23 protein-coding genes and 1 riboswitch are annotated in these 21,804 nt (G+C 37.3%); of the genes, 10 read left to right on the forward strand and 13 right to left on the reverse strand.

Translation table 11 applies throughout. The features are described 5' to 3' along the window. Positions 1-17 precede the first annotated feature (17 nt). Together EM808_RS28440 and EM808_RS01890 are read left to right on the forward strand one after the other, a co-directional pair. Positions 18-164 (forward strand): hypothetical protein, encoded by a 147-nt coding sequence (locus tag EM808_RS28440; RefSeq protein ID WP_164849548.1) that lies wholly within the window; start codon positions 18-20, stop codon positions 162-164. Between the two features lie 119 nt (positions 165-283). Next, a complete protein-coding gene (locus EM808_RS01890) occupies positions 284-1,435 on the forward strand; it encodes an aminotransferase A (RefSeq protein ID WP_127735002.1) in 1,152 nt (383 codons plus the stop codon). 39 nt (positions 1,436-1,474) lie between these two features. On the opposite strand, the gene EM808_RS01895 is transcribed toward EM808_RS01890, so the two are convergent. The 4 genes from EM808_RS01895 to EM808_RS01910 all read right to left on the reverse strand — a co-directional run bounded on the left by EM808_RS01895 (position 1,475) and on the right by EM808_RS01910 (position 5,202). Continuing rightward, complete coding sequence (locus EM808_RS01895; RefSeq protein WP_127735005.1) at positions 1,475-2,353, reverse strand: NAD(P)-dependent oxidoreductase; 879 nt, start codon at positions 2,351-2,353, stop codon at positions 1,475-1,477. 254 nt (positions 2,354-2,607) lie between these two features. Continuing rightward, on the reverse strand, positions 2,608-4,326 hold the full coding sequence (gene ptsP, locus EM808_RS01900; RefSeq protein ID WP_127735008.1) for a phosphoenolpyruvate--protein phosphotransferase: 1,719 nt from the start codon (positions 4,324-4,326) through the stop codon (positions 2,608-2,610). Continuing rightward, positions 4,326-4,592 carry a phosphocarrier protein HPr gene (locus EM808_RS01905; RefSeq protein ID WP_127735011.1) on the reverse strand — a complete coding sequence of 89 codons (267 nt, stop codon included), beginning with the start codon at positions 4,590-4,592 and terminating at the stop codon, positions 4,326-4,328. The genes ptsP and EM808_RS01905 overlap by 1 nt, the downstream gene beginning before the upstream one ends. Before the next feature lie 415 nt (positions 4,593-5,007). Beyond that, a complete protein-coding gene (locus EM808_RS01910) occupies positions 5,008-5,202 on the reverse strand; it encodes a hypothetical protein (RefSeq protein WP_127735014.1) in 195 nt (64 codons plus the stop codon). A gap of 440 nt (positions 5,203-5,642) precedes the next feature. On the opposite strand from EM808_RS01910, the gene EM808_RS01915 reads away from it, so the two are divergent. Next, entirely contained in the window at positions 5,643-5,816 is a 174-nt protein-coding gene (locus EM808_RS01915) for a YkvS family protein (RefSeq protein WP_127735018.1), read from the forward strand. A 120-nt stretch (positions 5,817-5,936) separates the two neighbouring features. On the opposite strand, the gene EM808_RS29040 is transcribed toward EM808_RS01915, so the two are convergent. Next, positions 5,937-6,041 (reverse strand): DUF6254 family protein, encoded by a 105-nt coding sequence (locus EM808_RS29040; RefSeq protein WP_220459898.1) that lies wholly within the window; start codon positions 6,039-6,041, stop codon positions 5,937-5,939. Between the two features lie 213 nt (positions 6,042-6,254). After that, positions 6,255-6,330, forward strand: a riboswitch (glycine riboswitch). A 259-nt stretch (positions 6,331-6,589) separates the two neighbouring features. Between EM808_RS29040 and EM808_RS01920 the strand changes: the two genes are divergently transcribed. Together EM808_RS01920 and EM808_RS01925 are read left to right on the forward strand one after the other, a co-directional pair. Further along, complete coding sequence (locus tag EM808_RS01920; RefSeq protein WP_127735021.1) at positions 6,590-6,865, forward strand: ACT domain-containing protein; 276 nt, start codon at positions 6,590-6,592, stop codon at positions 6,863-6,865. 16 nt (positions 6,866-6,881) lie between these two features. Beyond that, positions 6,882-8,243, forward strand: a complete 1,362-nt coding sequence (locus EM808_RS01925) for a PFL family protein (RefSeq protein WP_127735024.1) — start codon at positions 6,882-6,884, stop codon at positions 8,241-8,243. A gap of 28 nt (positions 8,244-8,271) precedes the next feature. Here EM808_RS01925 and EM808_RS01930 read toward each other — a convergent pair whose 3' ends face one another. Further along, on the reverse strand, positions 8,272-9,312 hold the full coding sequence (locus EM808_RS01930; RefSeq protein ID WP_127735027.1) for a YkvI family membrane protein: 1,041 nt from the start codon (positions 9,310-9,312) through the stop codon (positions 8,272-8,274). Positions 9,313-9,565: 253 nt separating this feature from the next. On the opposite strand from EM808_RS01930, the gene EM808_RS01935 reads away from it, so the two are divergent. Further along, positions 9,566-11,722 (forward strand): ATP-dependent Clp protease ATP-binding subunit, encoded by a 2,157-nt coding sequence (locus tag EM808_RS01935; RefSeq protein ID WP_127735030.1) that lies wholly within the window; start codon positions 9,566-9,568, stop codon positions 11,720-11,722. 44 nt (positions 11,723-11,766) lie between these two features. Here EM808_RS01935 and EM808_RS01940 read toward each other — a convergent pair whose 3' ends face one another. Beyond that, positions 11,767-11,967, reverse strand: coding sequence for a hypothetical protein (locus EM808_RS01940; RefSeq protein ID WP_127735033.1), 201 nt, complete (start codon positions 11,965-11,967; stop codon positions 11,767-11,769). Positions 11,968-12,225: 258 nt separating this feature from the next. Here EM808_RS01940 and EM808_RS01945 point away from each other — a divergent pair, with 258 nt between their 5' ends. Next, positions 12,226-13,362: a CamS family sex pheromone protein gene (locus EM808_RS01945; RefSeq protein WP_127735036.1), complete on the forward strand. Its 1,137-nt coding sequence runs from the start codon at positions 12,226-12,228 to the stop codon at positions 13,360-13,362. 36 nt (positions 13,363-13,398) lie between these two features. Here the strand turns inward: EM808_RS01945 and EM808_RS28445 are convergent, their stop codons facing one another. Beyond that, a complete protein-coding gene (locus tag EM808_RS28445) occupies positions 13,399-13,551 on the reverse strand; it encodes a hypothetical protein (RefSeq protein ID WP_164849549.1) in 153 nt (50 codons plus the stop codon). 3 nt (positions 13,552-13,554) lie between these two features. On the opposite strand from EM808_RS28445, the gene EM808_RS01950 reads away from it, so the two are divergent. After that, a complete protein-coding gene (locus EM808_RS01950) occupies positions 13,555-13,764 on the forward strand; it encodes a DUF2642 domain-containing protein (protein WP_412759263.1) in 210 nt (69 codons plus the stop codon). Between the two features lie 81 nt (positions 13,765-13,845). Here the strand turns inward: EM808_RS01950 and EM808_RS01955 are convergent, their stop codons facing one another. Then, the gene (locus EM808_RS01955) at positions 13,846-15,543 is read right to left on the reverse strand and encodes a M3 family oligoendopeptidase (RefSeq protein ID WP_127735041.1); all 1,698 of its coding nucleotides are present in this window, start codon (positions 15,541-15,543) and stop codon (positions 13,846-13,848) included. A 204-nt stretch (positions 15,544-15,747) separates the two neighbouring features. Continuing rightward, the gene (locus EM808_RS01960; protein WP_127735044.1) at positions 15,748-16,194 is read right to left on the reverse strand and encodes a MarR family winged helix-turn-helix transcriptional regulator; all 447 of its coding nucleotides are present in this window, start codon (positions 16,192-16,194) and stop codon (positions 15,748-15,750) included. Between the two features lie 242 nt (positions 16,195-16,436). Here EM808_RS01960 and EM808_RS01965 point away from each other — a divergent pair, with 242 nt between their 5' ends. Then, positions 16,437-17,933 (forward strand): PAS domain-containing sensor histidine kinase, encoded by a 1,497-nt coding sequence (locus EM808_RS01965; RefSeq protein WP_164849550.1) that lies wholly within the window; start codon positions 16,437-16,439, stop codon positions 17,931-17,933. Between the two features lie 375 nt (positions 17,934-18,308). On the opposite strand, the gene EM808_RS01970 is transcribed toward EM808_RS01965, so the two are convergent. Together EM808_RS01970 and EM808_RS01975 are read right to left on the reverse strand one after the other, a co-directional pair. Beyond that, positions 18,309-18,569 (reverse strand): aspartyl-phosphate phosphatase Spo0E family protein, encoded by a 261-nt coding sequence (locus EM808_RS01970; RefSeq protein WP_127735050.1) that lies wholly within the window; start codon positions 18,567-18,569, stop codon positions 18,309-18,311. A gap of 374 nt (positions 18,570-18,943) precedes the next feature. Then, positions 18,944-20,116 carry a pyridoxal phosphate-dependent aminotransferase gene (locus EM808_RS01975; RefSeq protein ID WP_127735052.1) on the reverse strand — a complete coding sequence of 391 codons (1,173 nt, stop codon included), beginning with the start codon at positions 20,114-20,116 and terminating at the stop codon, positions 18,944-18,946. A 178-nt stretch (positions 20,117-20,294) separates the two neighbouring features. Between EM808_RS01975 and EM808_RS01980 the strand changes: the two genes are divergently transcribed. Further along, positions 20,295-21,080, forward strand: coding sequence for a carbon-nitrogen family hydrolase (locus EM808_RS01980; RefSeq protein ID WP_127735056.1), 786 nt, complete (start codon positions 20,295-20,297; stop codon positions 21,078-21,080). A 118-nt stretch (positions 21,081-21,198) separates the two neighbouring features. Here EM808_RS01980 and EM808_RS01985 read toward each other — a convergent pair whose 3' ends face one another. Next, complete coding sequence (locus EM808_RS01985) at positions 21,199-21,774, reverse strand: DUF2087 domain-containing protein (RefSeq protein WP_127735059.1); 576 nt, start codon at positions 21,772-21,774, stop codon at positions 21,199-21,201. Between the last annotated feature and the right edge of the window lie 30 nt (positions 21,775-21,804).

Here is a 21,804-nt window from a genome sequence, read left to right on the forward strand (position 1 = left end):
AGAAGGGGGTTACAATTATGAACGGTACTGCCATTTTATTTAATGAGGATGCATCTATCATCATCATAGAGAACATTACAGACGCAAAACAGAACGAAGAAGTATATGCTTGTGGGGAAATGGTTCTTCTAAAAGACGACATAGATTGGGAATATGGCTACTAAATCATTCTAATGCGCTTTTTTTAAAGTGCTTTTTTTCTGCCAAGGCTATTGTTTTCAAGAGAACCTGGATTTGTTATGATACTTATAATAAGCAGAAAATAAACAATAAGGTGGAAAACATGGAATATTTGATAAATAAAAAAGTAAAGGATATTGAAATATCCGGAATTCGTAAATTCTCCAATATGGTTGCAGGCAAAGAGGGCATGCTTGCACTGACGATTGGTCAGCCTGATTTCCCTACACCTGCTCACATTAAAGAAGCTGCCAAAAAAGCTATTGACGAGGATTTTACCACATATACACACAATGCAGGAGATTTGGCGCTAAGACAAGCAGCTTGTGACTTTGTCGCAAAAAAATACAGTTTAAACTATCAGCCAGCAACAGAGGTTATTGTAACTACAGGCGCTAGTGAAGCAATTGATATTGCCTTCCGTACAATATTAGAGGAAGGTGTTGAAGTTATTCTGCCAGGTCCTGTGTATCCTGGTTATGAGCCGATTATCCGCTTATGTGGCGCAACGCCAATTTACGTTGATATTAAAGAAAATGACTTTCGTTTTACAGCAGAGCTCATTGAACCATACATAACGGATAAAACGAGATGTATCGTTCTCCCATATCCAAGCAATCCGACAGGGGTCAGCTTAAATAAAAAAGAGCTAATGGCAATAGCTGATTTACTGAAGGACAAAGATATTTTTGTATTGGCAGATGAGATATACAGTGAGCTGCTTTTTGACGCAACACATGTTTCTATTGGCAGTTTCCTCAGAGAGAAAACGATTGTCATTAACGGGTTATCGAAATCCCATAGCATGACAGGCTGGCGCATTGGCTTTTTATTTGCTCCAGAAATTATTTGTCAGCAAATACTTAAGGTTCATCAGTACAATGTTACATGTGCCTCGTCTATTTCTCAACAAGCAGCCTTGCAGGCATTAACGGTTGGCATTGATGACAGTCTGCCAATGAAGGAGGAGTACAAAAAAAGACGCGATTATCTTTATTCCCGTTTGACGGATATCGGTTTAGAGGTCGTTAATCCAGACGGTGCCTTTTATTTCTTCATTAAGATTCCTGTGTCTGGCATAACATCATTTGACTTCTGCTTAGATTTAGTCGAAAAAGCCAATTTGGCAGTTGTTCCAGGCAGTGCTTTTTCTCCTTTAGGAGAAGGCTATTTCCGAATTTCCTTCGCATATTCTTTTGATACATTAAAAGAAGCTTGTGACAGGCTTGGCACTTATCTAAATACCATTAAATAATAGTAAGGATCTCTTCCTAGATGAAGAGATCCTTTATTGTTATTGCTGCCAATACTTATACAATGCTTGTGTACCGAGCTCGTCTTGTCCTAGAGCAGCAAGTCTGCTATATAAATTTTCTGCAAGTGCCAAGCCTGGAGTTTCCATCTCCATCTGCTTTGCTTCCTCCATAGCAATCCTTATGTCTTTAATGAAATGCTTAATATAAAAGCCTGGATCAAAATCCCCTTTAATAATTCTCGGCGCTAAATTTGACAGCGAAAAACTGCCAGCAGCTCCTGTTGTGATGCTTTTGAGAACATTATCTGGATTCAGTCCAGCCTTTTCTGCATAAACTATTGCTTCACAAACACCAATCATATTAGAAGCTATTGCAATCTGGTTGCACATTTTCGTATGCTGACCAGCACCGGCAGCACCTTGATAGACAATATTTGTTCCTAAAATTTCGAAAATTGGCAGTACAGTTGCGAAATCTTCTTCAGCGCCGCCAACCATTATCGAAAGCTTCGCCTCTCTCGCACCAATATCTCCACCTGAAACAGGAGCATCCAAGGCATGTATGCTTTTGCTCTTTGCTTCTCCATAAATTCTTTTTGCTAAGCTTGGAGTGGATGTAGTCATATCAATTACATATGTATTAGCTTGCGCATTGTTAATAATGCCATCCGTGCCTAAATACACCTCTTCTACGTCCTTCGGATAGCCAACAATTGTAATAATTACATTCGCTTTTTCAGCTACTTCTTTCGGACTCTCCGCCCAAGCAGCACCATCATTCAGCAATTCCTCTGCCTTTTCCTTCGTGCGGTTGTAAACGACAACAGGATAACCGCTTGTTATTAGGTTTCTGGCCATGCTTTTCCCCATAACTCCGACACCAATAAAACCAATTACAGTATTCTCATTAGTCAACATCCGATTTCTTCCCTCCAATTTCATAAAAACTATTGCTAACATTCATTATCATAACATATGGATTAATAGATGATGAGGAATGAAAACAAAAAAAAGGACTGACTAGGGAACTAGTCAGCCAAATAAGGGGAAAATGAGAATAGCTTAGCAAACTTAAAAAACTTTAAGTGCCTGTGCTTAGTTTAGTTTTACCCCCTTTAAGAGCATTCTAAACATTCATTTTCACTTTTTTATAAATTACTTTTTCTGTCTGATTAAGAAAGTTTAGCTGCTGCTTTAACAGCTTCCATAACTTCTTCCGTTGTGGACATTTGCAATGCTTTTTCAGCAAGCTCTTCCATTTCTTTTTTAGACAGGCTAAGAATTTGAGATCTTGCTTTAAGGATTGATGTAGCACTCATGGAGAATTCATCTAATCCTAAACCAAGCAATAATGGAATTGCCGTTTCGTCTCCAGCCATCTCTCCACACATACCAGCCCATTTGCCTTCTTTATGCGCAGCATCAATAACCATCTTAACAAGACGAAGAATGGATGGATTGTAAGGCTGATACAGGTATGAAACTCTTTCGTTCATGCGGTCAGCAGCCATTGTGTATTGGATCAAGTCATTTGTTCCGATGCTGAAGAAATCAACTTCTTTAGCGAATTGGTCAGCCAATACAGCAGTTGATGGAATCTCAACCATGATTCCAAGTTCAATCTTATCAGCAACTGTTACGCCTTCAGCAATCAGGTTTGCTCTTTCTTCTTCAAGCAATGCTTTAGCAGCACGGAATTCGTTTAATGTTGCAATCATTGGGAACATGATTTTCAAGTTTCCATATGAGCTTGCACGAAGCAATGCTCTTAATTGCGTACGGAAGATACCAGTTTCCTCTAAACATAGACGAATTGCACGGAATCCAAGGAATGGGTTCATTTCTTTTGGAAGCTCAAGGTATGGAAGCTCTTTATCCCCACCGATATCCAATGTACGAACAACAACTGGTTTACCTTTCATGCCTTCAAGAACAGCTTTGTAAGATTCGAACTGCTCATCTTCTGTTGGAAGCTGATCTCTTCCCATGTAAAGGAATTCAGTTCTGTATAGACCAACTGCTTCTCCACCGTTAGAAGTAACACCTTCTAAATCGTTTGGAGTTCCGATGTTTGCAGCAAGTTCTACATGCACACCATCAGCGCTGACAGTTTTCTCATTAACAAGCTTAGCCCACTCAGCTTTTTGCTCTTCATATTCTGCAGCGATTTTTTTGTAGCTTTCCACTACTTCTGGTGTTGGATTGATGTGAATTTCACCTTTCAATCCGTCAACAATTACTAAATCGCCGTTTGAAATCTCTTCCGTTACTTTTTTCGTTCCAACAACTGCAGGAATTTCCAAAGAACGAGCCATGATAGCAGAGTGAGAAGTTCTTCCGCCGATATCTGTAGTGAAGCCTTTAACAAATTGACGATTTAATTGAGCTGTATCAGATGGAGTTAAGTCCTCCGCAACAACTACAACCTCTTCTGAAATCATGCTTGGATTAGCTAGATGTACGCCAAGTAAGTGTGAAAGAACCCTTTTAGTTACGTCACGGATATCAGCAGCACGCTCTTGCATGTACTCATTATCCATTGATTCAAACATGTTAATAAACATATCTGTTGTTTCTTTTAGGGCAACTTCAGCATTTACTGATTCTGTATTGATTTTGTCTTCGATTGGAGCGATTAATTCAGGATCGCTCAATACTAATAGATGAGCTTCAAAAATAGCTGCTTTATCAGCACCTAATTCTGTGTTCGCTTTTTCACGAATAGCATCTAACTCTTGCTTAGAAGTAGTAAGAGCTTCTTGAAAACGGTTAATTTCAGCAGCAGCATCTTCTACTGTTTTCTTTTCAAATGATAAATTTGGTTCTACTAAACGATATGCTTTCGCAATGGCAATTCCACTAGAGGCCGCAATTCCTTGTAAAAAACTCATTATTCAGCAAGTCCTTCCTTTTTCAACGTTTCTTCTAAACCATTAATTGCTTCTGTCTCGTCACTGCCCTCAGCAATGATTTTGATATCAGCGCCTTGACCAATTCCAAGGGACATAACACCCATGATAGACTTAAGGTTAACCTTTTTTTCTTTGAACTCAAGGTTAATTTCTGAATCAAATTTGCTTGCAGCTTGTACTAAAAGCGTTGCAGGTCGTGCATGAATCCCTGTATCTGCGATAACTTTAAATTGTTTTTCTACCATTAATATCAAACTCCTTCATTCAAATAATAAATAAGATGGTTTTAGCCTTTTCAACTTAAACAACCCCATATAATAGTCAAGAACCGTTTATCCATAACTAATATATATTTCATAGCTACTATTGTAAACTGAAAGTATAAAAGATGTAAATTTTAAACCTGTCCCAATAGAAATCAAGCAGAGATTGTTCTGTTTCTTTCATAAAATCAACACTTTTATATATTATTTGACCATTATAGTTTTTTCCAAAGCATAAGAAAAAATGTAAATTATTGATAATTATCAGGCATTTAAGTTATTTTTAAAAAAGACATCTCAAAAGTAGGATAGCATTTCTTTTCCGATGAGACAATGAAAAATATTGCACATATTTAAAAAAAACATCGTCACTTAAATACGTGCTGTCCTCGCACCTTTAGCTTCGCGGCTCTGTAAGGTACTCATAAATAGCTCCTCCGCCCCTTTGAGCAATACCGCGGTAATGCTTAAAGTCTTCTCTCTTTACTAGCTCAAGGCGGAAGGTAAGAAAGTCTTCTTTACTTACCTTGTATTCTTTGATTTCCCCAGATTTCAATTGTTCTAACGCTTTAATAAATTCTTCCTGTAACATAATCTTGACTTTCCTCTCTTTTATTAGTGCATATATCATTTCTTATATTGTAAACACATATAAATATTATTATCATACATGGATAATGGAAACAAATTTGCACCACCCTGCATAGAATGTCCTTAAGGGCAAGTGCATTTAATTACCAATTTATTAAAACTATGCTATAATAGCTTCAATCATTATGATATGCATAATCTCGAACCAAATAACGAAAGCCCATAAGTCATGGTTCTAGTATATTTTCCGAGCTTAGAATCATATTTATTAGCGTTAGCATCCAAAAAGGAAAGCGGTTTATTTACGTTGAAACATAGAACGAATTAATAAACATTTCCTACTGTTCATCATATATCCATATTTCTTTACGGGGAAGTATTTTTAGTGCAAACTAAAATATACAGAATACTACAAATTTGGCATATAAGGAGAGAATACACATGAAGAGAGCTGAGGTTGGCAACATTATAGAATTTAGAGGCCTGCAAGGAATTGTGGAAAAAGTAAATGAGAATTCAGTAATAGTAGATTTGACATATATGGATAATTATCGCGACCTGGAATTAGAGCAAAGAACAGTCGTTAATCATAAAAATTATAAAATCCTTAAGTGATAAAAGCCGGCTTTCGAAAGCCGGCTTTTTTTTTAGAATTCCGTTTACTTTTTCCTGCTGGTATTTCCCTTGCTCAGGGTCTCATCTAGAGTTAATTACCCCATCCGAATGTTAGGAATTCTATTCTTCTGCTAGCTCTTTTTTTGTTTTTACTTTGCCATGTGGTTTTTGTTTTTGTTTACGCACTGTCCATTCTCGTTCTTCTTCTCTTTTTGATTTTGTCATTAATCTTACACCTCCTTTTTATCATCCTTGTTAGCTTAAACTTGTTAGCTTAATTTATCCTTCTTGCCTCGCTTTTTCTCCTTGTCCTTGTAAAGGTAGTTCTATTCTCTTATTTGTAAATGTTGTTGACCAAATCAAAAAAAACTGATAACATCACAATATAATTTTATATGCGAATAGCGTGCGTTGAATGTCATGGATGACACTATGACAGGAGCAGCTTCTGGAGAGACCTATTTTTAGGCACCGAAGGATTCACAATCTCAGGTAAAAGGACAGGAGAGTAACTGATCTATACTTTTATAGTGTATTCGTTATTCTTTCCTGAAAAGAAGATTGGAGAATTCCAATCTTCTTTTTCTGTTTTTAGGAAGGAATACCTTGCTCTTTAGACGTGTACAAAATGCAACTGTCTTTTTGAGGAACTGAGCTTTAGCTTGAACACTTACATAGTAATGGAAAAACAGCAGCAAAATATACTGTATATCCACTTTTAAGTTAGAAAGCAGGTTCAAAACAAAAGACCATCATAATAATGAGGTGATATAATGCAGCAGCGACGTGCAGTTGTAAGTGTAATTGGCAAAGACCAAGTAGGAATAATCAGCAAAGTAACTACAGTAATTTCAGAAAATAATGTTAATATCTTAGATATTAGTCAAACCATTCTACAGGACTTTTTTACGATGATGATGTTAGTCGATATTACCCAGAAGGAAAATCTCGATGAATTGCGTCAACAGCTAGATCAACTAGGTAATGAGCTGAACTTAAAAATTAATATCCAGTTAGAAGAAATATTCCAATCCATGCACCGCGTCTAAGAAAGAAGGGAAAACAGTGAAGATTGCATTAAATGAAATGATGGAAACAATCAATATGGTCCAAATGGAGAATTTGGACATCCGTACTGTCACAATGGGAATTAGCCTTTATGATTGTGCAGACTCTGATTTTGAAAAAATGAACAACGCTGTTTATAAAAAAATCACTACGTATGCAAGCAAATTGACAGAGGTTGCCGAAGCTGCTGAAAAAGAGTACGGTATCCCAATTATTAATAAGCGCATATCCATCACTCCGATTGCAGAAATCCTTGGAAATGCAACAGTAGAACAAGCAGTTGAACTTGCTAAAACATTAGATAAGGCTGCGAAATATTTAAATGTTGATTTTATCGGCGGATACTCAGCTCTTGTTCATAAAGGAATCACAAAAGGTGATCAAACATTGCTTGATGCCCTGCCTGAAGCATTGTCAGTAACAGACAGAGTTTGCTCTTCTGTTTCAGTAGCTACTACTAGAACAGGTATCAATATGGATGCTGTGAAACAAATGGGAATCATTATTAAAAATGCAGCTGAGCGTACAAAAGACCAAAACGGTCTAGCATGTGCAAAGCTAGTTGTATTCTGTAATCCTGTTGAAGACAATCCATTTATGGCTGGTGCTTTCCACGGTGCTGGTGAAGGTGAGGTTGTCCTTAATGTTGGTGTCAGCGGACCAGGTGTTGTATTAAGCGCGCTTCGCAAATATCCGGATGCTGATTTAGGAGAGGTTTCTGACATCATTAAAAAAACAGCCTTTAAAATTACGCGTGCAGGTGAGCTAATCGGACGAGTCGTAGCAGAAAGATTAGGCGTTCCGTTCGGTATTATGGATCTTTCCTTAGCTCCGACAAATGCCATTAATGACAGTGTTGCTGATATTTTAGAGGAAATTGGTCTTGAGCGTGTTGGTACTCACGGAACAATTGCGGCACTTGCTCTAATGAATGATGCTGTCAAAAAAGGTGGCGCAATGGCAAGCTCCTATGTTGGTGGGTTAAGTGGTGCATTCATTCCTGTCAGTGAAGATAACGGAATGATTCGCGGTATTATGGATGACAGCTTAACATTATCAAAGCTAGAAGCAATGACTTGTGTATGCTCTGTTGGACTCGACATGATTGCATTGACTGGAGACGTGTCTGCAGCAACCCTTTCTGCGATTATTGCAGACGAGGCAGCAATCGGCATGATTAACAAGAAAACAACAGCTGTTCGTGTCATCCCTGTTCCTGGCAAAAAAGAAGGAGAAATGGTTGAATTCGGCGGCTTGCTTGGAAGAGCTCCAGTTATGGGTGTCAACCCATACAGCTCCCAAAAGCTAGTTGACCGTGGTGGCCGTATCCCTTCCCCACTGCAGGCGCTTATCAACTAATAATAAAAAATGTCTGGCTCAAATGGAGTCAGACATTTTTTTGTGGAATTGGCTTTAACCATAATAGTAATAAAAACACGAGGCTGATATAGCCAAAAAGCGGATACAGTATTGACAGTAATGTGCCATAATGAATGAAGCTAATGGAATAAGACACGGCAAAGATAATCGCAATAATAAGGATGCTAGGGATTCTGATATATTGGCTTATTTGCCTTTCTAATCCGTACACATTGCCAATAACAGATGTGAAAATTTCCCCATATATAACGATAATATATATCCATGATAAATTAGGAGCAAGCTCTCTCATGATGGACGCCATTGGTATGGCATAACTGTCAACATTATCGAGCATGATTAATGTGAAGTGACTCGACAAGAGAATAAACATTAACGCAATTCCCCCAATTATCCCACCCCATTTTACTGTTTGGTCATCACCAATTTCAGATGCTGCCGGAACAAGCACGGCAATCGCCAAGGAAAGATTTAAGGCAGTATAAGAAAAGGGCGAAGTAATTCCGTTCCAGCTGAATATTGGTAAATCATCCATACGGTCAAGGAAGCCAGGCAATTGGATGGACAAGGTAAAGAGGATAAAGCTGAATGTAATCATAATAGGCACGACAAATGTGTTCACAGCAAATAAACCTTTCATGCCTACAAGCATGACGATCAATGATAGGACTATTGTAAAGATGACACCGAACGCTTTGCTTAAGCCGAGCTGCTCTTCAAAGACTGCCCCTGCCCCTGACAGCATGACCGCACAGACTCCGATAAGCATGATTAGCATAAGGATATTCACTAAACTGCCTGCCACTCTGCCAAACAGGAATATCGTAAATTCCTGATAAGATTTCGCTTTTATTTTGACGGATATCCTCATTAATTTCGAACCTAAGCTAGAAAATATTAAGCCAGAAGCCAAAATTCCAAAAAAACCAAGCAAACCAAACTGAGAGAAAAACTCTACAATTTCTTTTCCTGTTGCAAAACCAGCTCCTACAACAGTACCTACATATACAGCTGCAAGCTGAAAGGCTCCACTCCATTTGTTTTTCACGTATTTCCCTCCTTAACTAATCTATATGACAAAATGGACAAACAATGACGAGCATTTTCTTTGAAATCTTTATTTATTTCGTTTAAAGTGTCTGTAAACTTATTCTCAAAGTGGAAAGTTGTAGGATTTAGTCTAAATATGTAATTTCCAGGAATTTCATCAGGCAAAATAGTTGAAAGTCAAAAAAGGTCAAAGTATAATCATAATTACAAAAGGTCAAAAATGATCAAAACTCAAAAGGAGGATTTAAAACATGAAATGTCAATTATGCCAAACTAACTATGCGAATGTGAGCTTACGTTTTGTTCTTAACAATGAAGAAAACACAGTGAATTTATGCCACAACTGCTATCAGAAAGAAAAACAAAAGATGGCATCACAACCTAATCAAATGTTTTTCCAACAATCTTCCCCTTTTGATGAATTGTTTAAATCACTTAATCAAAACTTTCAACAATCAGGGGCAGAACAAGGAAAACAGGCTCCCGTTCCTAATAAAACAAACGGTATTTTAGATAAATTCGGAAAGAACTTAAATCAACTAGCTAATGCAGGACTTATTGATCCAGTAATTGGCCGCGAAAATGAAATTGAAAGAGTAATTGAGATATTAAATAGAAGAAACAAGAATAATCCTGTGCTAATCGGTGAGCCTGGTGTTGGTAAAACAGCCATTGCAGAAGGCTTAGCGTTGAAGATTTCAGAAGGAAATGTTCCTAAAAAGCTGAAAAACAAGGAAATCTACTTGCTTGACGTTGCATCATTAGTGACAAATACAGGTATACGCGGACAATTTGAAGAACGAATGAAGCAAATCATTCAAGAAATTCAAGAACGCAAAAACGTCATTGTCTTTATCGATGAAATTCATCAATTAGTTGGTGCTGGTTCTGCAGAAGGCTCCATGGATGCAGGGAATATTCTTAAACCAGCGCTAGCAAGAGGTGAGCTTCATATAATTGGTGCTACTACTCTTAAGGAATACCGCCAAATTGAAAAAGATGCTGCACTTGAAAGACGCTTCCAGCCAATTCAAGTGGCAGAACCAACAGTTTCTGCAGCTATCTCTATTTTGGAAGGAATTAAGGATAAATACGAAAAATTCCATGAAGTAGCATACACAGATGAAGCTATTAAAGCTTGTGTCGAAATGTCACACCGCTATATTCAGGACAGATTCTTGCCAGACAAAGCAATCGACTTGCTTGATGAGGCAGGTTCTAAACTGAATCTTGCTTCCAGCTACACAAACACAGATGAAATTGACAACCGTCTTGCAGAAATCGCGAAAGCTAAAGAAGCTGCATTAAAAGAAGAAAACTATGAAGCAGCTGCAACCTTACGTAAAGAAGAGCAAGAGCTTGAAAAAGCATTAAATAATCCTAATACAGAAAAGCCTGTTGTTGATGTTACGCTTATTCAAGAGCTAATCGAAAAGAAAACAGGTATTCCTGTCGGCAAACTGCAGCAGGATGAACAGCAAAAGATGAAGAACCTAGCAGAAAGCCTTGAGGCGAAAGTCATTGGGCAAGAAGTTGCCGTTCAAAAAGTAGCGAAAGCAGTTAAAAGAAGCCGTGCTGGTTTAAAATCAAAAAACAGACCAATTGGAAGCTTCTTGTTTGTTGGTCCAACTGGTGTAGGTAAAACAGAATTAACGAAAAACCTAGCAGCTGAATTATTCGGCAGCAAGGACAGCATGATTCGTTTAGATATGAGTGAATACATGGAAAAACACAGCATCAGCAAAATTATCGGCTCCCCTCCTGGCTATGTCGGCCATGAAGAAGCTGGACAATTAACAGAGCAAGTAAGAAGAAATCCTTACAGTATCATTCTATTGGATGAAATTGAAAAGGCACACCCAGATGTCCAATCCATCTTCCTGCAAATACTAGAAGATGGCAGATTAACAGACAGCCAAGGCAGAACAGTAAGCTTTAAGGATAGTGTCATTATTATGACAAGCAACGCTGGCATTGGTGGTCATAAACGCATTGTCGTAGGCTTTGAAAACAATGCTGCAATTGAAGAAAGCACACTGTTACAGTCATTAGGCAATTTCTTCAAACCAGAATTCTTAAACCGTTTTGATGCAATTGTTGAATTTAAAGCACTGGAAAAAGAGCATCTATTGAAAATTACCGATTTATTGCTAGCAGACCTGTCTGATGCTCTAGCAGAACAGCATATTTCCTTAACTGTATCGGATGAAGCGAAGGAAAAACTAGTAGAATTGGGAACACACCCAGACTTCGGTGCTCGACCATTAAGAAGAGTCATTCAAGAGCATCTCGAAGACAGCCTGGCTGATTTCATTCTTGATGAACCAGGAGCAGCAGAACTAACTGCTATATTAGAAGAAGATAAAATCATCATCCAAAAAGTGAACAGCAATACTGTTGTCCAATAATAACCTGTTAAAAACGCTCAGAGGAAATTCTGAGCGTTTTTTCCTCATTTAATTCCTTCAGCCTCACATCTTAGTCTATAAAAATATTGTATTAATTCGGATTCCATTTGCATGGTATCTCTTATACGAGCTAAAGTCCTTTTTCCGACACGTTTATCTATTAATCCTAATATTTTTATTAACAAATTGTTCTTATGCTGTTTTTTTGCTTTGCTCCATTTTTGTTTGTACATCTCAGCCCCCATAGCAATACCATCTTTTACCTTTATTCCAGCATAAAAAAAGATCGCGTCTGCTCTAAGATATTGATATAGTAAGGGGAAAAAAATTGAATTCCAACATACCTTCCCCACTTCCTATGAGACATCATTTTACTAAAAAAAATCTACATGGTAGAATAAACATTGGCTTTAAACTGAATCAATAGACTTTTTTACGTTATCTCTTTTCATGAGGTAAACTTATTTACAATACATATTTATACGCTGTAAGGAGCTATTTAAATGAAATATAAAAAAATAATAATGATGGGTACCATCTTCATGACAATACTTGCTGCATGTGATAAAGATACTGATAATGGCGGCACAGAAGAAGCTGTCCCTACTACTATCATCCAAAACAAAGAAATTTACCGTATTGCAGAGCCAGTTAAAGTTAGTGCTGCTAGAGGTGCGATTGTCAACAATGTTGATAATACGGTTGATATAAAAGAGCTAGAAATGGGTTTAATGGATTTGTCGACAGACTATTTCCCGACAGATAACTATTATCTTCAAGAAGGCCAATATTTGGATTCCGCTACGATCAGCAGCTGGATTGCCAGAAAGTCTAAGGATCAAAAGGACGGTTTAAATCCTACCCTCACAGAGACTGGCGATATTCTTAAGGATGAGAAAAAAAATCCGAAGATACTATCCCATGTCTTAGAGCAGGACTATGTTAATAGCAAAGGTAAAATCCAAGGTATTTCTTTAGCCGTTTCTTTAAATGAAATCTATTATATTCGTGCTACAGATGAAAAAGGATTGGTTTATACAGATGAAGTAGCTGTGGACACAACAGATAATGGCAAAAATGAAGTCGAAGAGCAAGGTAAAAGCATTGCTGAAACGATTCTTAAAAGAATTAGAGCAAATAGTGATATACCAGATGTACCGATATATTTGACTTTATATCAAGAGACAAATAAAGGAAATATTGTACCAGGTAAGTTTTTAGCCTCTTCTTATATTGATAAAAACGACAATACAATCGGTAAGTGGAAAGAAATTAAAAGAAACTACATTGCCTTCCCTTCCAGTTCTTTTGAAAGCTTAGACCGTTCTTTATCAAATGTACTTTCCACTCTTGAAGAAGATATTCAAGAACAATTTAAAGAACTTAATATTATTATGACAGGTAAGCTGCTTTATAATGAAGAGGAATTATCCAATATTACCCTTAATATTGAAGCACCAAATATTACCTCTTCTGAAACAACAGCATTAATTGAATATGTCGGCGGCAAAATTGAGTCACAAATCCTGCCAGACTATTTGCCAATCACTGTCCAGCTTTCAGGGACAAATGAAGCAGCGAAAGCTATTATGATTTGGGACCCTTCTGAAAAAGAGATTAAAACAGAAATATATGAATAAAAAACCAACCAGCAAGATACTTCTTGCTGGTTTTCTTTATCTCCTTCTAGGCACCTTTATCTTCCACACACATACCTTATAGGTAATAAAGGAACTTTTATATGCAGTCCTATTATCAAGCACATCCACAAAGCCTGCTGCCACCTGGCCATTATAAATATTCCAAGCAATTCCTAAAGCATCATTCAACAGCTGTCCCCCAGCTATACAGTATCAACAGAACCTGTATTTTTTGATCACTTATTAATGATTATCGAGAAAAACATCCGTATCGTAACGACTAATGGCACTTTTGACGGAATCCTAAGCGGTGTCGCTATTGATCATATTCAGTTGACAGTTGGAGAAGCACACTATCATATTCGTATTCCTCATATCGTTTACTTTGTCGGCAAGCCTTAATTTTTTTAGGAAAGCAGCGTTTAAAAATTAAAAAAGCACCCAAATTGTTACTTTTATCCAACAATTTGGGTGCCTACTATATTATAATTTACTGTCATCCACAGAGTTCAGCCAAGCGTCGATTTCACCAATTACCGATTCGACACAGCCATCTTCAAATGGAGATAACAGATTTGCCTTTTTAACCAGCTCTGTAAATGGCAGGCTTCCACCTAACTGACAAAGCTGTACATAATCTGCCCAAGCCTCCTTTTGGTCCTCTCTGGAACGCTTCCAGAACTGGAATGCACAAATTTGAGCAAGGGTGTAGTCAATATAATAGAAAGGAGATGTATAAATATGGGACTGTCTTTGCCAGAAGCCGCCATTCTCTAAGTAATCATTTCCGTCATAATCTTTATGCGGCATGTATTTTTGTTCAATTTTTCTCCATGCCTGCTTTCTTTCTTGCGGCGTCGCCTCAGGGTTTTCATAAACCCAATGCTGAAACTCATCAACAGAAACTCCGTATGGAAGGAATAACAAGGACGAGCTTAAATGAGAAAACTTATACTTATCGACATCTTCTTCGAAAAACAGCTCCATCCATGGCCATGTGAAGAACTCCATGCTCATAGAATGTATTTCAGCTGCCTCATATGTCGGCCAATAATATTCAGGAATATCGAAGTTAGCACCGCTCGAATAAACCTGGAAGGCATGTCCTGCTTCATGTGTAAGTACATCAATATCTCCAGAGGTACCATTAAAATTAGAGAAAATAAATGGTGCCTTATAATTTTCAATGAAGGTGCAATAGCCTCCGCCAGCTTTGCCTTTTTTTGCTACAAGATCCATCAGTCCGTCTTCATTTAAATAGCTGAAAAACTCTCCTGTTTCTTTCGACAATTCACGGTACATTTTTTGGCCGTTTTCAATAATCCAGTCTGCATCCCCTTTAGGAGTAGCATTGCCTGATAAAAAGTTAAATGGCTCATCATAATACTTCAATGCATTTACGCCAATCCGGCTCTTTTGTCTTTCCTTTAGTTTTGTCGCAAGTGGCACAATATGCTCTTTTACCTGGTCTCTGAATTTAGCTACCATCTCTGCATTGTAATCCGTACGATACATGCGGTAATAGGCTAGCTCCACAAAATTGCTGTAGCCTAATTTCTTTGCGATTTCCGTTCGAACCTTCACCATATCATCATATATGCGGTCAAGCTGTTCTTCATTTTCTGCTAAAAACGCAAATTTTTTCTCATTTGCTTCTTTCCTGACAGCTCTGTCCTTCGATTCTGCATATGGCTCCATTTGCGCCAATGTTCTTTCCTCACCATCAAAGATAATTTTGGCCGAAGCCATTAACTTTGTATATTCAGTGGAAAGCTTATTTTCCTGTTGCAATAATGTGACTACCTCGTCTGAAAACACTTTTAACTGTGCATCTGCCAATGCAAATAATTGCTTGCCCCATTTCTCTTCAAGAACATCTTTGAATTTAGATTGAACAAGAGCTTCATAGTACCTCGTTTCCAGCCCTTCCATTTCAGGAGAAATCTCGTCAATATAGTCTTGTTCTTGTTGATAAAATTCATCAAGGGTATCTACAGAGTGGCGCACATAACAAATATTAAATTGTGTGGAAACATCATTGCGCAGCTTGTTGATTTTTTCAATTGCAGATACTTGCTCTTCCACAACCTCAGCCGCATTAAATGCTGTTAATAATGCTTCCATTTCTTCTTTTATTTTGTTAACATCAGGTCTTTCGTATGTAAATTCTGAAAACTTCATTTGTTTTCCTCCAATCATTTTCTCTAAAAGGCTCCGTATATGCTCGAATATACGAAAAAAAGGCTTTATTATAGTTATGCCTTCTTTTTCTTATTATACGCCTTGCTGCCATATTCCTGCTTCCGGCTTATATTTTGTCTATATTACGATAATATTTTACAAAATGAAGAAAGAGGGGCAATTCACCCCTCTTTCTTCACTAGATCACAATTGTTTTCCGCTGGCAGAAAGCCCTAACCTTTTAACAAGCTGGATAACCGTATCCTTTTCCTCAGCAGAAAGCTCTGTCATTAACTCATGAATTCTCTGCTCATGGCTTGGAAAAATGGTTTCGATCATTTCTTTGCCGCTGTCTGTAATAGAAGCGAATGTTACCCTTCTATCTGTTGGACAAGCGACTCTTTTCAAATAACCTTTTTCCTCTAATTTATCCACAACATAGGTAATGCTTCCACTTGCCAGCAAAATTTTCCCGCCTATTTGCTGTAAAGGCTGATCACCTTTATGGTATAGCAGTTCTAAAACAGCAAACTCAGTTGGATTTAGTCCATATGTGTGAATTAGTTTATTGACATTTTCATTAATTGCACGATATGCTCTTGACAGCACGATAAATAATTTTAATGATTGATTTGTTTCTTCATTACCCATAGCCAATCTTCCTTTTTAAAAAATATCTCGAATTCAAATTAATTATACTTTTTTTCCTCTAATTTGTCAATTTATCCTCTTAAGCATACATTTTTCTTGATAATGACGCAATATGATTCTAATCAAGACATTCTCTAATACTCGAAAATACAACTATCAGCTTACTTCTCTTGTAATTTATGGTATATTATAAGTTTAAGATATAGACTTTATTTGCATGACAAACTGTTGGAGTAGAAATGATGATGAGCCTAAAAAAAATATTATTATATATAACTGTTGCCATTCTCCCGTTTCTTCTGGCTGCAGGAATATTGATAAACAATAAACAAAAAGAAGAAATTGGGTTGCATGACAAAAATGCATTCCGAATTGCTTCCACCCATCAGAGGCAGTGGGATACATATATAAATAAAACCATAAATGCACTGGATACAGTCAGTATCCTCCTTGAATCTTCTTCAGGAATAAATGAAAAAGACAAGACAGAGCTGTTTTTAAAGAAACTTCTTCTGCAAGAACAAATGTACGGAGGAATCTATATTCTTGATTCGGCCGGAAATAGAATTGCCGGAACCGACAGGAAGATTGAAGAAATGGCAATTACCCAGGAAGAGTATGTAAAGACATCCATTTATACAAAAGATACGACGGTTTCCAATAAAACAGAATATCTCGTAAATGGGCAAAAGGTGATTGGAATTGCTAAACCAGTCTTAGACGATGATAAGCATATAGAAAATATGATCATTGCCTTTTTAAGAGTGGATTATTTAACTAATATCATGGAAATGCTTACGCCTAAAGACAATATTTCTATAATAAATGAAGATGCGGAACTAATACTTAATATTAATGAGCCTATTAAACAAAATAGCACCACAATCGAATTACCGATGGATAGTTTACCATGGAAAATCGTTGTCGAGCAAAAGGATATCAACATTCAAAAAATCTTATACAAAAACGCGCTTTTACTCTTCATTTTCCTAGTCTGCTTCCATTTGCTCTACTTTGTTATCATTCTTTATATGCACAAGAAGCAGGCAGAACAAGAAAATAAAGAGAACGAATTGCAAAAGCTTGAATTAGTCGGCAATATGGCAGCCAGCTCCGCACACGAAATTAGACACCCTCTCACCGGGATAAAAGGGCTCGTACAGCTGTTAGGAGAAAAGCACACAGAGAAGGAAGACCAGTTTTATTTCTCTATTATTCAAAAAGAAATCGCTAGAATTAATGAGATTGTCAGCCAGTTTCTCATCCTAGGAAAACCAACAGAACAAAAAAAACAGCCAATAGACATAAAAACAATTGTTACAGAGTTAAAGCCTTTGATTGTATCAGAAGCGAACTTATTCAATGTGGAATGTCATTTCGAAATCGCAAAGAAAAAATTACTTGTTTATTGTAATGCAGATCAAATGAAGCAGGTTATTCTTAATATTACCAAAAACGCATTAGAAGCCATGGAAAACGGAGGCACACTTACGATCAAATTAAAGGAATTGAATAATCGTGTCAGCATTACTGTTTATGACACAGGAATAGGCATTCCTGAAAAAGAACTAAAAAAGCTGTTTGAACCTTTTTACACATCAAAAAACTCTGGAACAGGACTTGGACTTGTCGTTTGCAGACGGATTATCCAATCATTTGATGGGGAAATTTACCTTTCCAGCGTGGAAAATAAAGGGACTAAAGTAGATATTATTTTGCCGATAAGCGCAAATCTCTAAATAGACTGAGTAAAGTCCTTATGTAATAAGGGCTTTTTACCAGTCTGTATCTGTATTTTAAAATTAGTAGAAGGGATATAGTGATAGATGCATTATATTAAGCGTTAAAACTTCCATAACCCTTCAGCATTTTATTGAAGGTGTTTTTGTCATCATCCTTCATGCTGTTTTTCTAGTAATAGAAATCTTTCCTTATGTACACAAAGCTTTGTTATTTTTTCCAAATAAACGAATAACAAATAACAAGTCTAAACTATATATGGAATGAATAACATAATGTCCCAAGGAGACGTGAAGAAAGGATACTGACTACAGCCAAATATTTATCCCTTTTCTTTATTCCTAACGAAGGATACCAATCATCAAAAGAATGTCTTACAGTATCTTAGAAATACTTTGTGGTTTATATACAAGGTGCTTTGGCCAAACGATCATTGATTTAAATGACTTTTTCACAATATTCATTTTTGTCTTTTGCAGCCGAAGATGAAGCTGATACAGAAAAATAAGTTCATCCAGTTCCTGACTGTATCTCACTGTTTCCTCACTTGTATATCCTGTACGCAATGCTTCCTCTATCATCACCTCTCTTTTTCTTTGAATAGCAAGCAGTAATTCTTGTTTCCTCGATTGCACTTTCTTTCCTCCTAATCAGTTTTATATTAATTTTTTGTAAAGACAAATTTTCGTTTACTTGATGAATTATTACAAGAAAATAAATAAAAGTAAATAGAATCGCAATATTAGACATTTTTTTCTTTAAAATAGGCATTTCGTTCTATAATAATCAAATAATAACCTGATTTTCGACAAATAAAGCTTCAGAAACCTCCACAAACCTCCACAAACGTGAAGCGCTTACATAATATTTTTAAAAAATATTATCCTATTCCCTCGACTTTCCAGATTTTTAACATACAAAATTTTACATTACTCTCCCCTTCTTTTCGACTTTATCTCACAGTAAAAAACAATAACCCGCCTCATTCCAGCAGACGGGTTTCTTTAAACTATTTAATTGTAAGCTTACTCAGCCGTTCTACCGCTTCTAGCAGTCTTTCTTCAGATGTAAGCAAGCCTGCTCGAACGTACCCCTCCCCATATTCTCCAAACCCTATGCCAGGTGCGACAGCAATATGTGCCTTATCTAGTAAGTAGTCTGCAAACTCCTCTGAAGTGAACCCATTAGGAACCTTTAGCCATGCAAAAAAAGACCCGCTTGGAGCATCCACTTTCCAGCCGATGTTCTTAAGACCCTCAATAAATACATTCCTTCTGCTTTCATACATGCTTGTTAGTCTTTCCACTTCTTCAAATGAACTAGACAATGCTGTTATGGCTGCTTCTTGAATCGCACCAAAAAGACTGACATAAAGATGATCCTGATAAAGGTTTAAAGCAGAGATAACACTTTTATTTCCCACTGCAAAACCTACTCTCCAGCCAGCCATATTGAAGGTTTTTGATAAGGTATATATCTCAATGCCCGCATCTTTTGCCCCAGGTGTTTGCAGGAAGCTGATTGGCTTTTTCCCATCAAATCCGATTGCCCCATATGCAAAATCATGAACAACGCATATATCATGCTGGAGGCTAAGCGCAACTGTTTCAGCAAAAAATTCCTCTGTTGCAGTTGCTCCAGTCGGATTATTAGGGTAATTTAAAAACATTAATTTTGCCTTCTCAAGCACTGAATCTGAGATCTTGTTATAGTCCGGTAAAAAGTGATTTTTTTCCTCCAATGGCATCATGACCATTTCCCCTTGTGCAAGTGCAACACCTGACAAATAATCAGGATAGCCTGGATCTGGTACAAGCACCGTATCGTAAGGATTGAGTAGACATTGAGGTATTTCGACAAGGCCAGCCTTACCGCCAAACAGTACAGCAACCTCCGTCTCTGGGTCCAAGTCCACTCCATATTCTTTTTTATAAAATTTTGCTACCGCCTGTTTTAAAGAAGGGTAGCCTCTAAAAGGAGAATATTTGTGGTTAATCAGGTTTTCTGCAGCCCTTTGTAGACTTCTGACAATAAATTCAGGAGTTGGCTGATCTGGATTTCCTTGACCTAAATTAATAACATCATAGCCCTCTTTCACATATGTAGAAACTTTCCCGACAAGGGAAGCAAAAAATTGAACTGGCAGCCTATCCAGCAATGCCGATTGACGGAACTCCTTCATCCTTCTCCCTACTTTCCATAGAATCAATCTCTCCTGTTTATTTTTTAGCACATTGCCCACTAGAAAATATACAATTTTCAAACAACTTGTGTTATAACTGAACAAAGAAGCCAGTCTTTTCGCAAATATTGATTATTATTATAAGGGATATAAATGAGGATGAATAGAGGGTGATTCGTTGAGTTGGAATGTTAGTATTATTCAAATGGATATTGTATTTGGCGATCCGGAACAAAATTTCCTTGCTGCTGAAAACTGGATAAAAGCGGCATGTGAAGGAAAGGAGACGGATATTGTCATATTGCCAGAATTATGGACAACAGGCTATGATTTAACCCGCCTTAGTGAAATTGGAGACAGTCATGCGCAAAAGGCAATCAGCTTTTTCCAGAAGCTCGCCAAGACCTATCAGGTTCATATAATAGGTGGCTCTGTCGCTAACAAAAAGGACGATGGCATATACAATACACTCCTTGTCATTAATAAAGAAGGTCAGCTTGTTCATACATATGATAAACTGCATTTGTTTCAGCTGATGGATGAGCATCTTTATTTAAAAAGTGGAAGCACAACTGGGCTATTTACATTGGATGATGAAATCCTTGCAGGGATGATCTGCTATGACATTCGGTTTCCTGAATGGGTTCGCACCCATACTTCAAAGGGTGCAAAGGTATTGTTTGTTTCAGCAGAATGGCCACTCGCCCGTCTTGTCCACTGGAAAGCACTATTGATTGCAAGGGCAATTGAAAATCAATGCTATATAGTTGCCTGCAACAGAAGCGGCTCAGATCCTAAAAATGAGTTTGCAGGACACAGCCTAATAATAGACCCATGGGGAGAGGTCATCGGTGAAGCAGGCGAAAAACAGGAAATCCTGACAAGGACAATTGATCTAGCAAAAGTAACTGAGGTGCGGGAAATGATTCCGATTTTTACTGACAGAAAACCAGAATTTTATTAATAAAAAAGACCTAGACAATAAGGAGGAATTCTAAGTAATTCCCCATAATTGCGCAGGTCTTTTTTTGTCGAGGTAAAAATTGAAATTCGCCTAACTGTCTCTTAAGATTTAGTCTAATTTACTTCGCCCACATCTCTTCCGGATTCAATTCATATATATTATTTTCTCGATACATGAAGTGATTAATAATAAACTCTCTTCGAATGGTAGCATAATCATCAAAGTACCTTTTTATATAATCATTAAGCTCTTTTTCCTCGTATTTCTTTCCTTCCTTAAGCCCTTTGACAATATGGCGGAAAATAATCAGCTTCTTTTTCCTTTGTGCAGGAATGTTTTTCAGCTTTCCATCAGCACCAATAAAATTATCGATAATTTTTGCTGCTTCTTCGTTTGTGACCTCCACTTCATCCGCCCCTTTCTCAAATTGAAACAGCTTAATAAGCGCATCCGCCTGATGTGTTATGACCGATTTGTTTAAATAGAAGTAAATCGTGTTTTTTTCTCTGCGTTCGTATACGACATTTATTTCCCGGAGTTTCTTTAAATGATGTGTGATCGTTGGGGCTGTTAAGCCTAGCTTCCCAGCAAGCGCTTGGCCATTCCAAGGCTTTGCAGCGAGCAAGGAGATAATTCTGATTCTTGTTGGATCACCGATTGTTTTATGAAAAGCAACTAATCTGTCAAGCTGCATATAGGACCTCCTTCGATTAGATAATCATCT

This window comes from Niallia taxi (genome assembly GCF_004005475.1).
Taxonomy (GTDB): domain Bacteria; phylum Bacillota; class Bacilli; order Bacillales; family Cytobacillaceae; genus Niallia; species Niallia taxi.

What these genes read in the sequence shown, in the direction of transcription:
- EM808_RS28440 (WP_164849548.1), top strand. Translation starts at nt 18, where the DNA reads ATGAACGGTACTGCCATTTTATTTAATGAGGATGCATCTATCATCATC.
- EM808_RS01890 (WP_127735002.1), top strand. Translation starts at nt 284, where the DNA reads ATGGAATATTTGATAAATAAAAAAGTAAAGGATATTGAAATATCCGGA.
- EM808_RS01895 (WP_127735005.1), bottom strand. Translation starts at nt 2,353, where the DNA reads ATGTTGACTAATGAGAATACTGTAATTGGTTTTATTGGTGTCGGAGTT.
- ptsP (WP_127735008.1), bottom strand. Translation starts at nt 4,326, where the DNA reads ATGAGTTTTTTACAAGGAATTGCGGCCTCTAGTGGAATTGCCATTGCG.
- EM808_RS01905 (WP_127735011.1), bottom strand. Translation starts at nt 4,592, where the DNA reads ATGGTAGAAAAACAATTTAAAGTTATCGCAGATACAGGGATTCATGCA.
- EM808_RS01910 (WP_127735014.1), bottom strand. Translation starts at nt 5,202, where the DNA reads ATGTTACAGGAAGAATTTATTAAAGCGTTAGAACAATTGAAATCTGGG.
- EM808_RS01915 (WP_127735018.1), top strand. Translation starts at nt 5,643, where the DNA reads ATGAAGAGAGCTGAGGTTGGCAACATTATAGAATTTAGAGGCCTGCAA.
- EM808_RS29040 (WP_220459898.1), bottom strand. Translation starts at nt 6,041, where the DNA reads ATGACAAAATCAAAAAGAGAAGAAGAACGAGAATGGACAGTGCGTAAA.
- EM808_RS01920 (WP_127735021.1), top strand. Translation starts at nt 6,590, where the DNA reads ATGCAGCAGCGACGTGCAGTTGTAAGTGTAATTGGCAAAGACCAAGTA.
- EM808_RS01935 (WP_127735030.1), top strand. Translation starts at nt 9,566, where the DNA reads ATGAAATGTCAATTATGCCAAACTAACTATGCGAATGTGAGCTTACGT.
- EM808_RS01940 (WP_127735033.1), bottom strand. Translation starts at nt 11,967, where the DNA reads ATGGGGGCTGAGATGTACAAACAAAAATGGAGCAAAGCAAAAAAACAG.
- EM808_RS01945 (WP_127735036.1), top strand. Translation starts at nt 12,226, where the DNA reads ATGAAATATAAAAAAATAATAATGATGGGTACCATCTTCATGACAATA.
- EM808_RS01955 (WP_127735041.1), bottom strand. Translation starts at nt 15,543, where the DNA reads ATGAAGTTTTCAGAATTTACATACGAAAGACCTGATGTTAACAAAATA.
- EM808_RS01960 (WP_127735044.1), bottom strand. Translation starts at nt 16,194, where the DNA reads ATGGGTAATGAAGAAACAAATCAATCATTAAAATTATTTATCGTGCTG.
- EM808_RS01965 (WP_164849550.1), top strand. Translation starts at nt 16,437, where the DNA reads ATGATGAGCCTAAAAAAAATATTATTATATATAACTGTTGCCATTCTC.
- EM808_RS01975 (WP_127735052.1), bottom strand. Translation starts at nt 20,116, where the DNA reads ATGAAGGAGTTCCGTCAATCGGCATTGCTGGATAGGCTGCCAGTTCAA.
- EM808_RS01985 (WP_127735059.1), bottom strand. Translation starts at nt 21,774, where the DNA reads ATGCAGCTTGACAGATTAGTTGCTTTTCATAAAACAATCGGTGATCCA.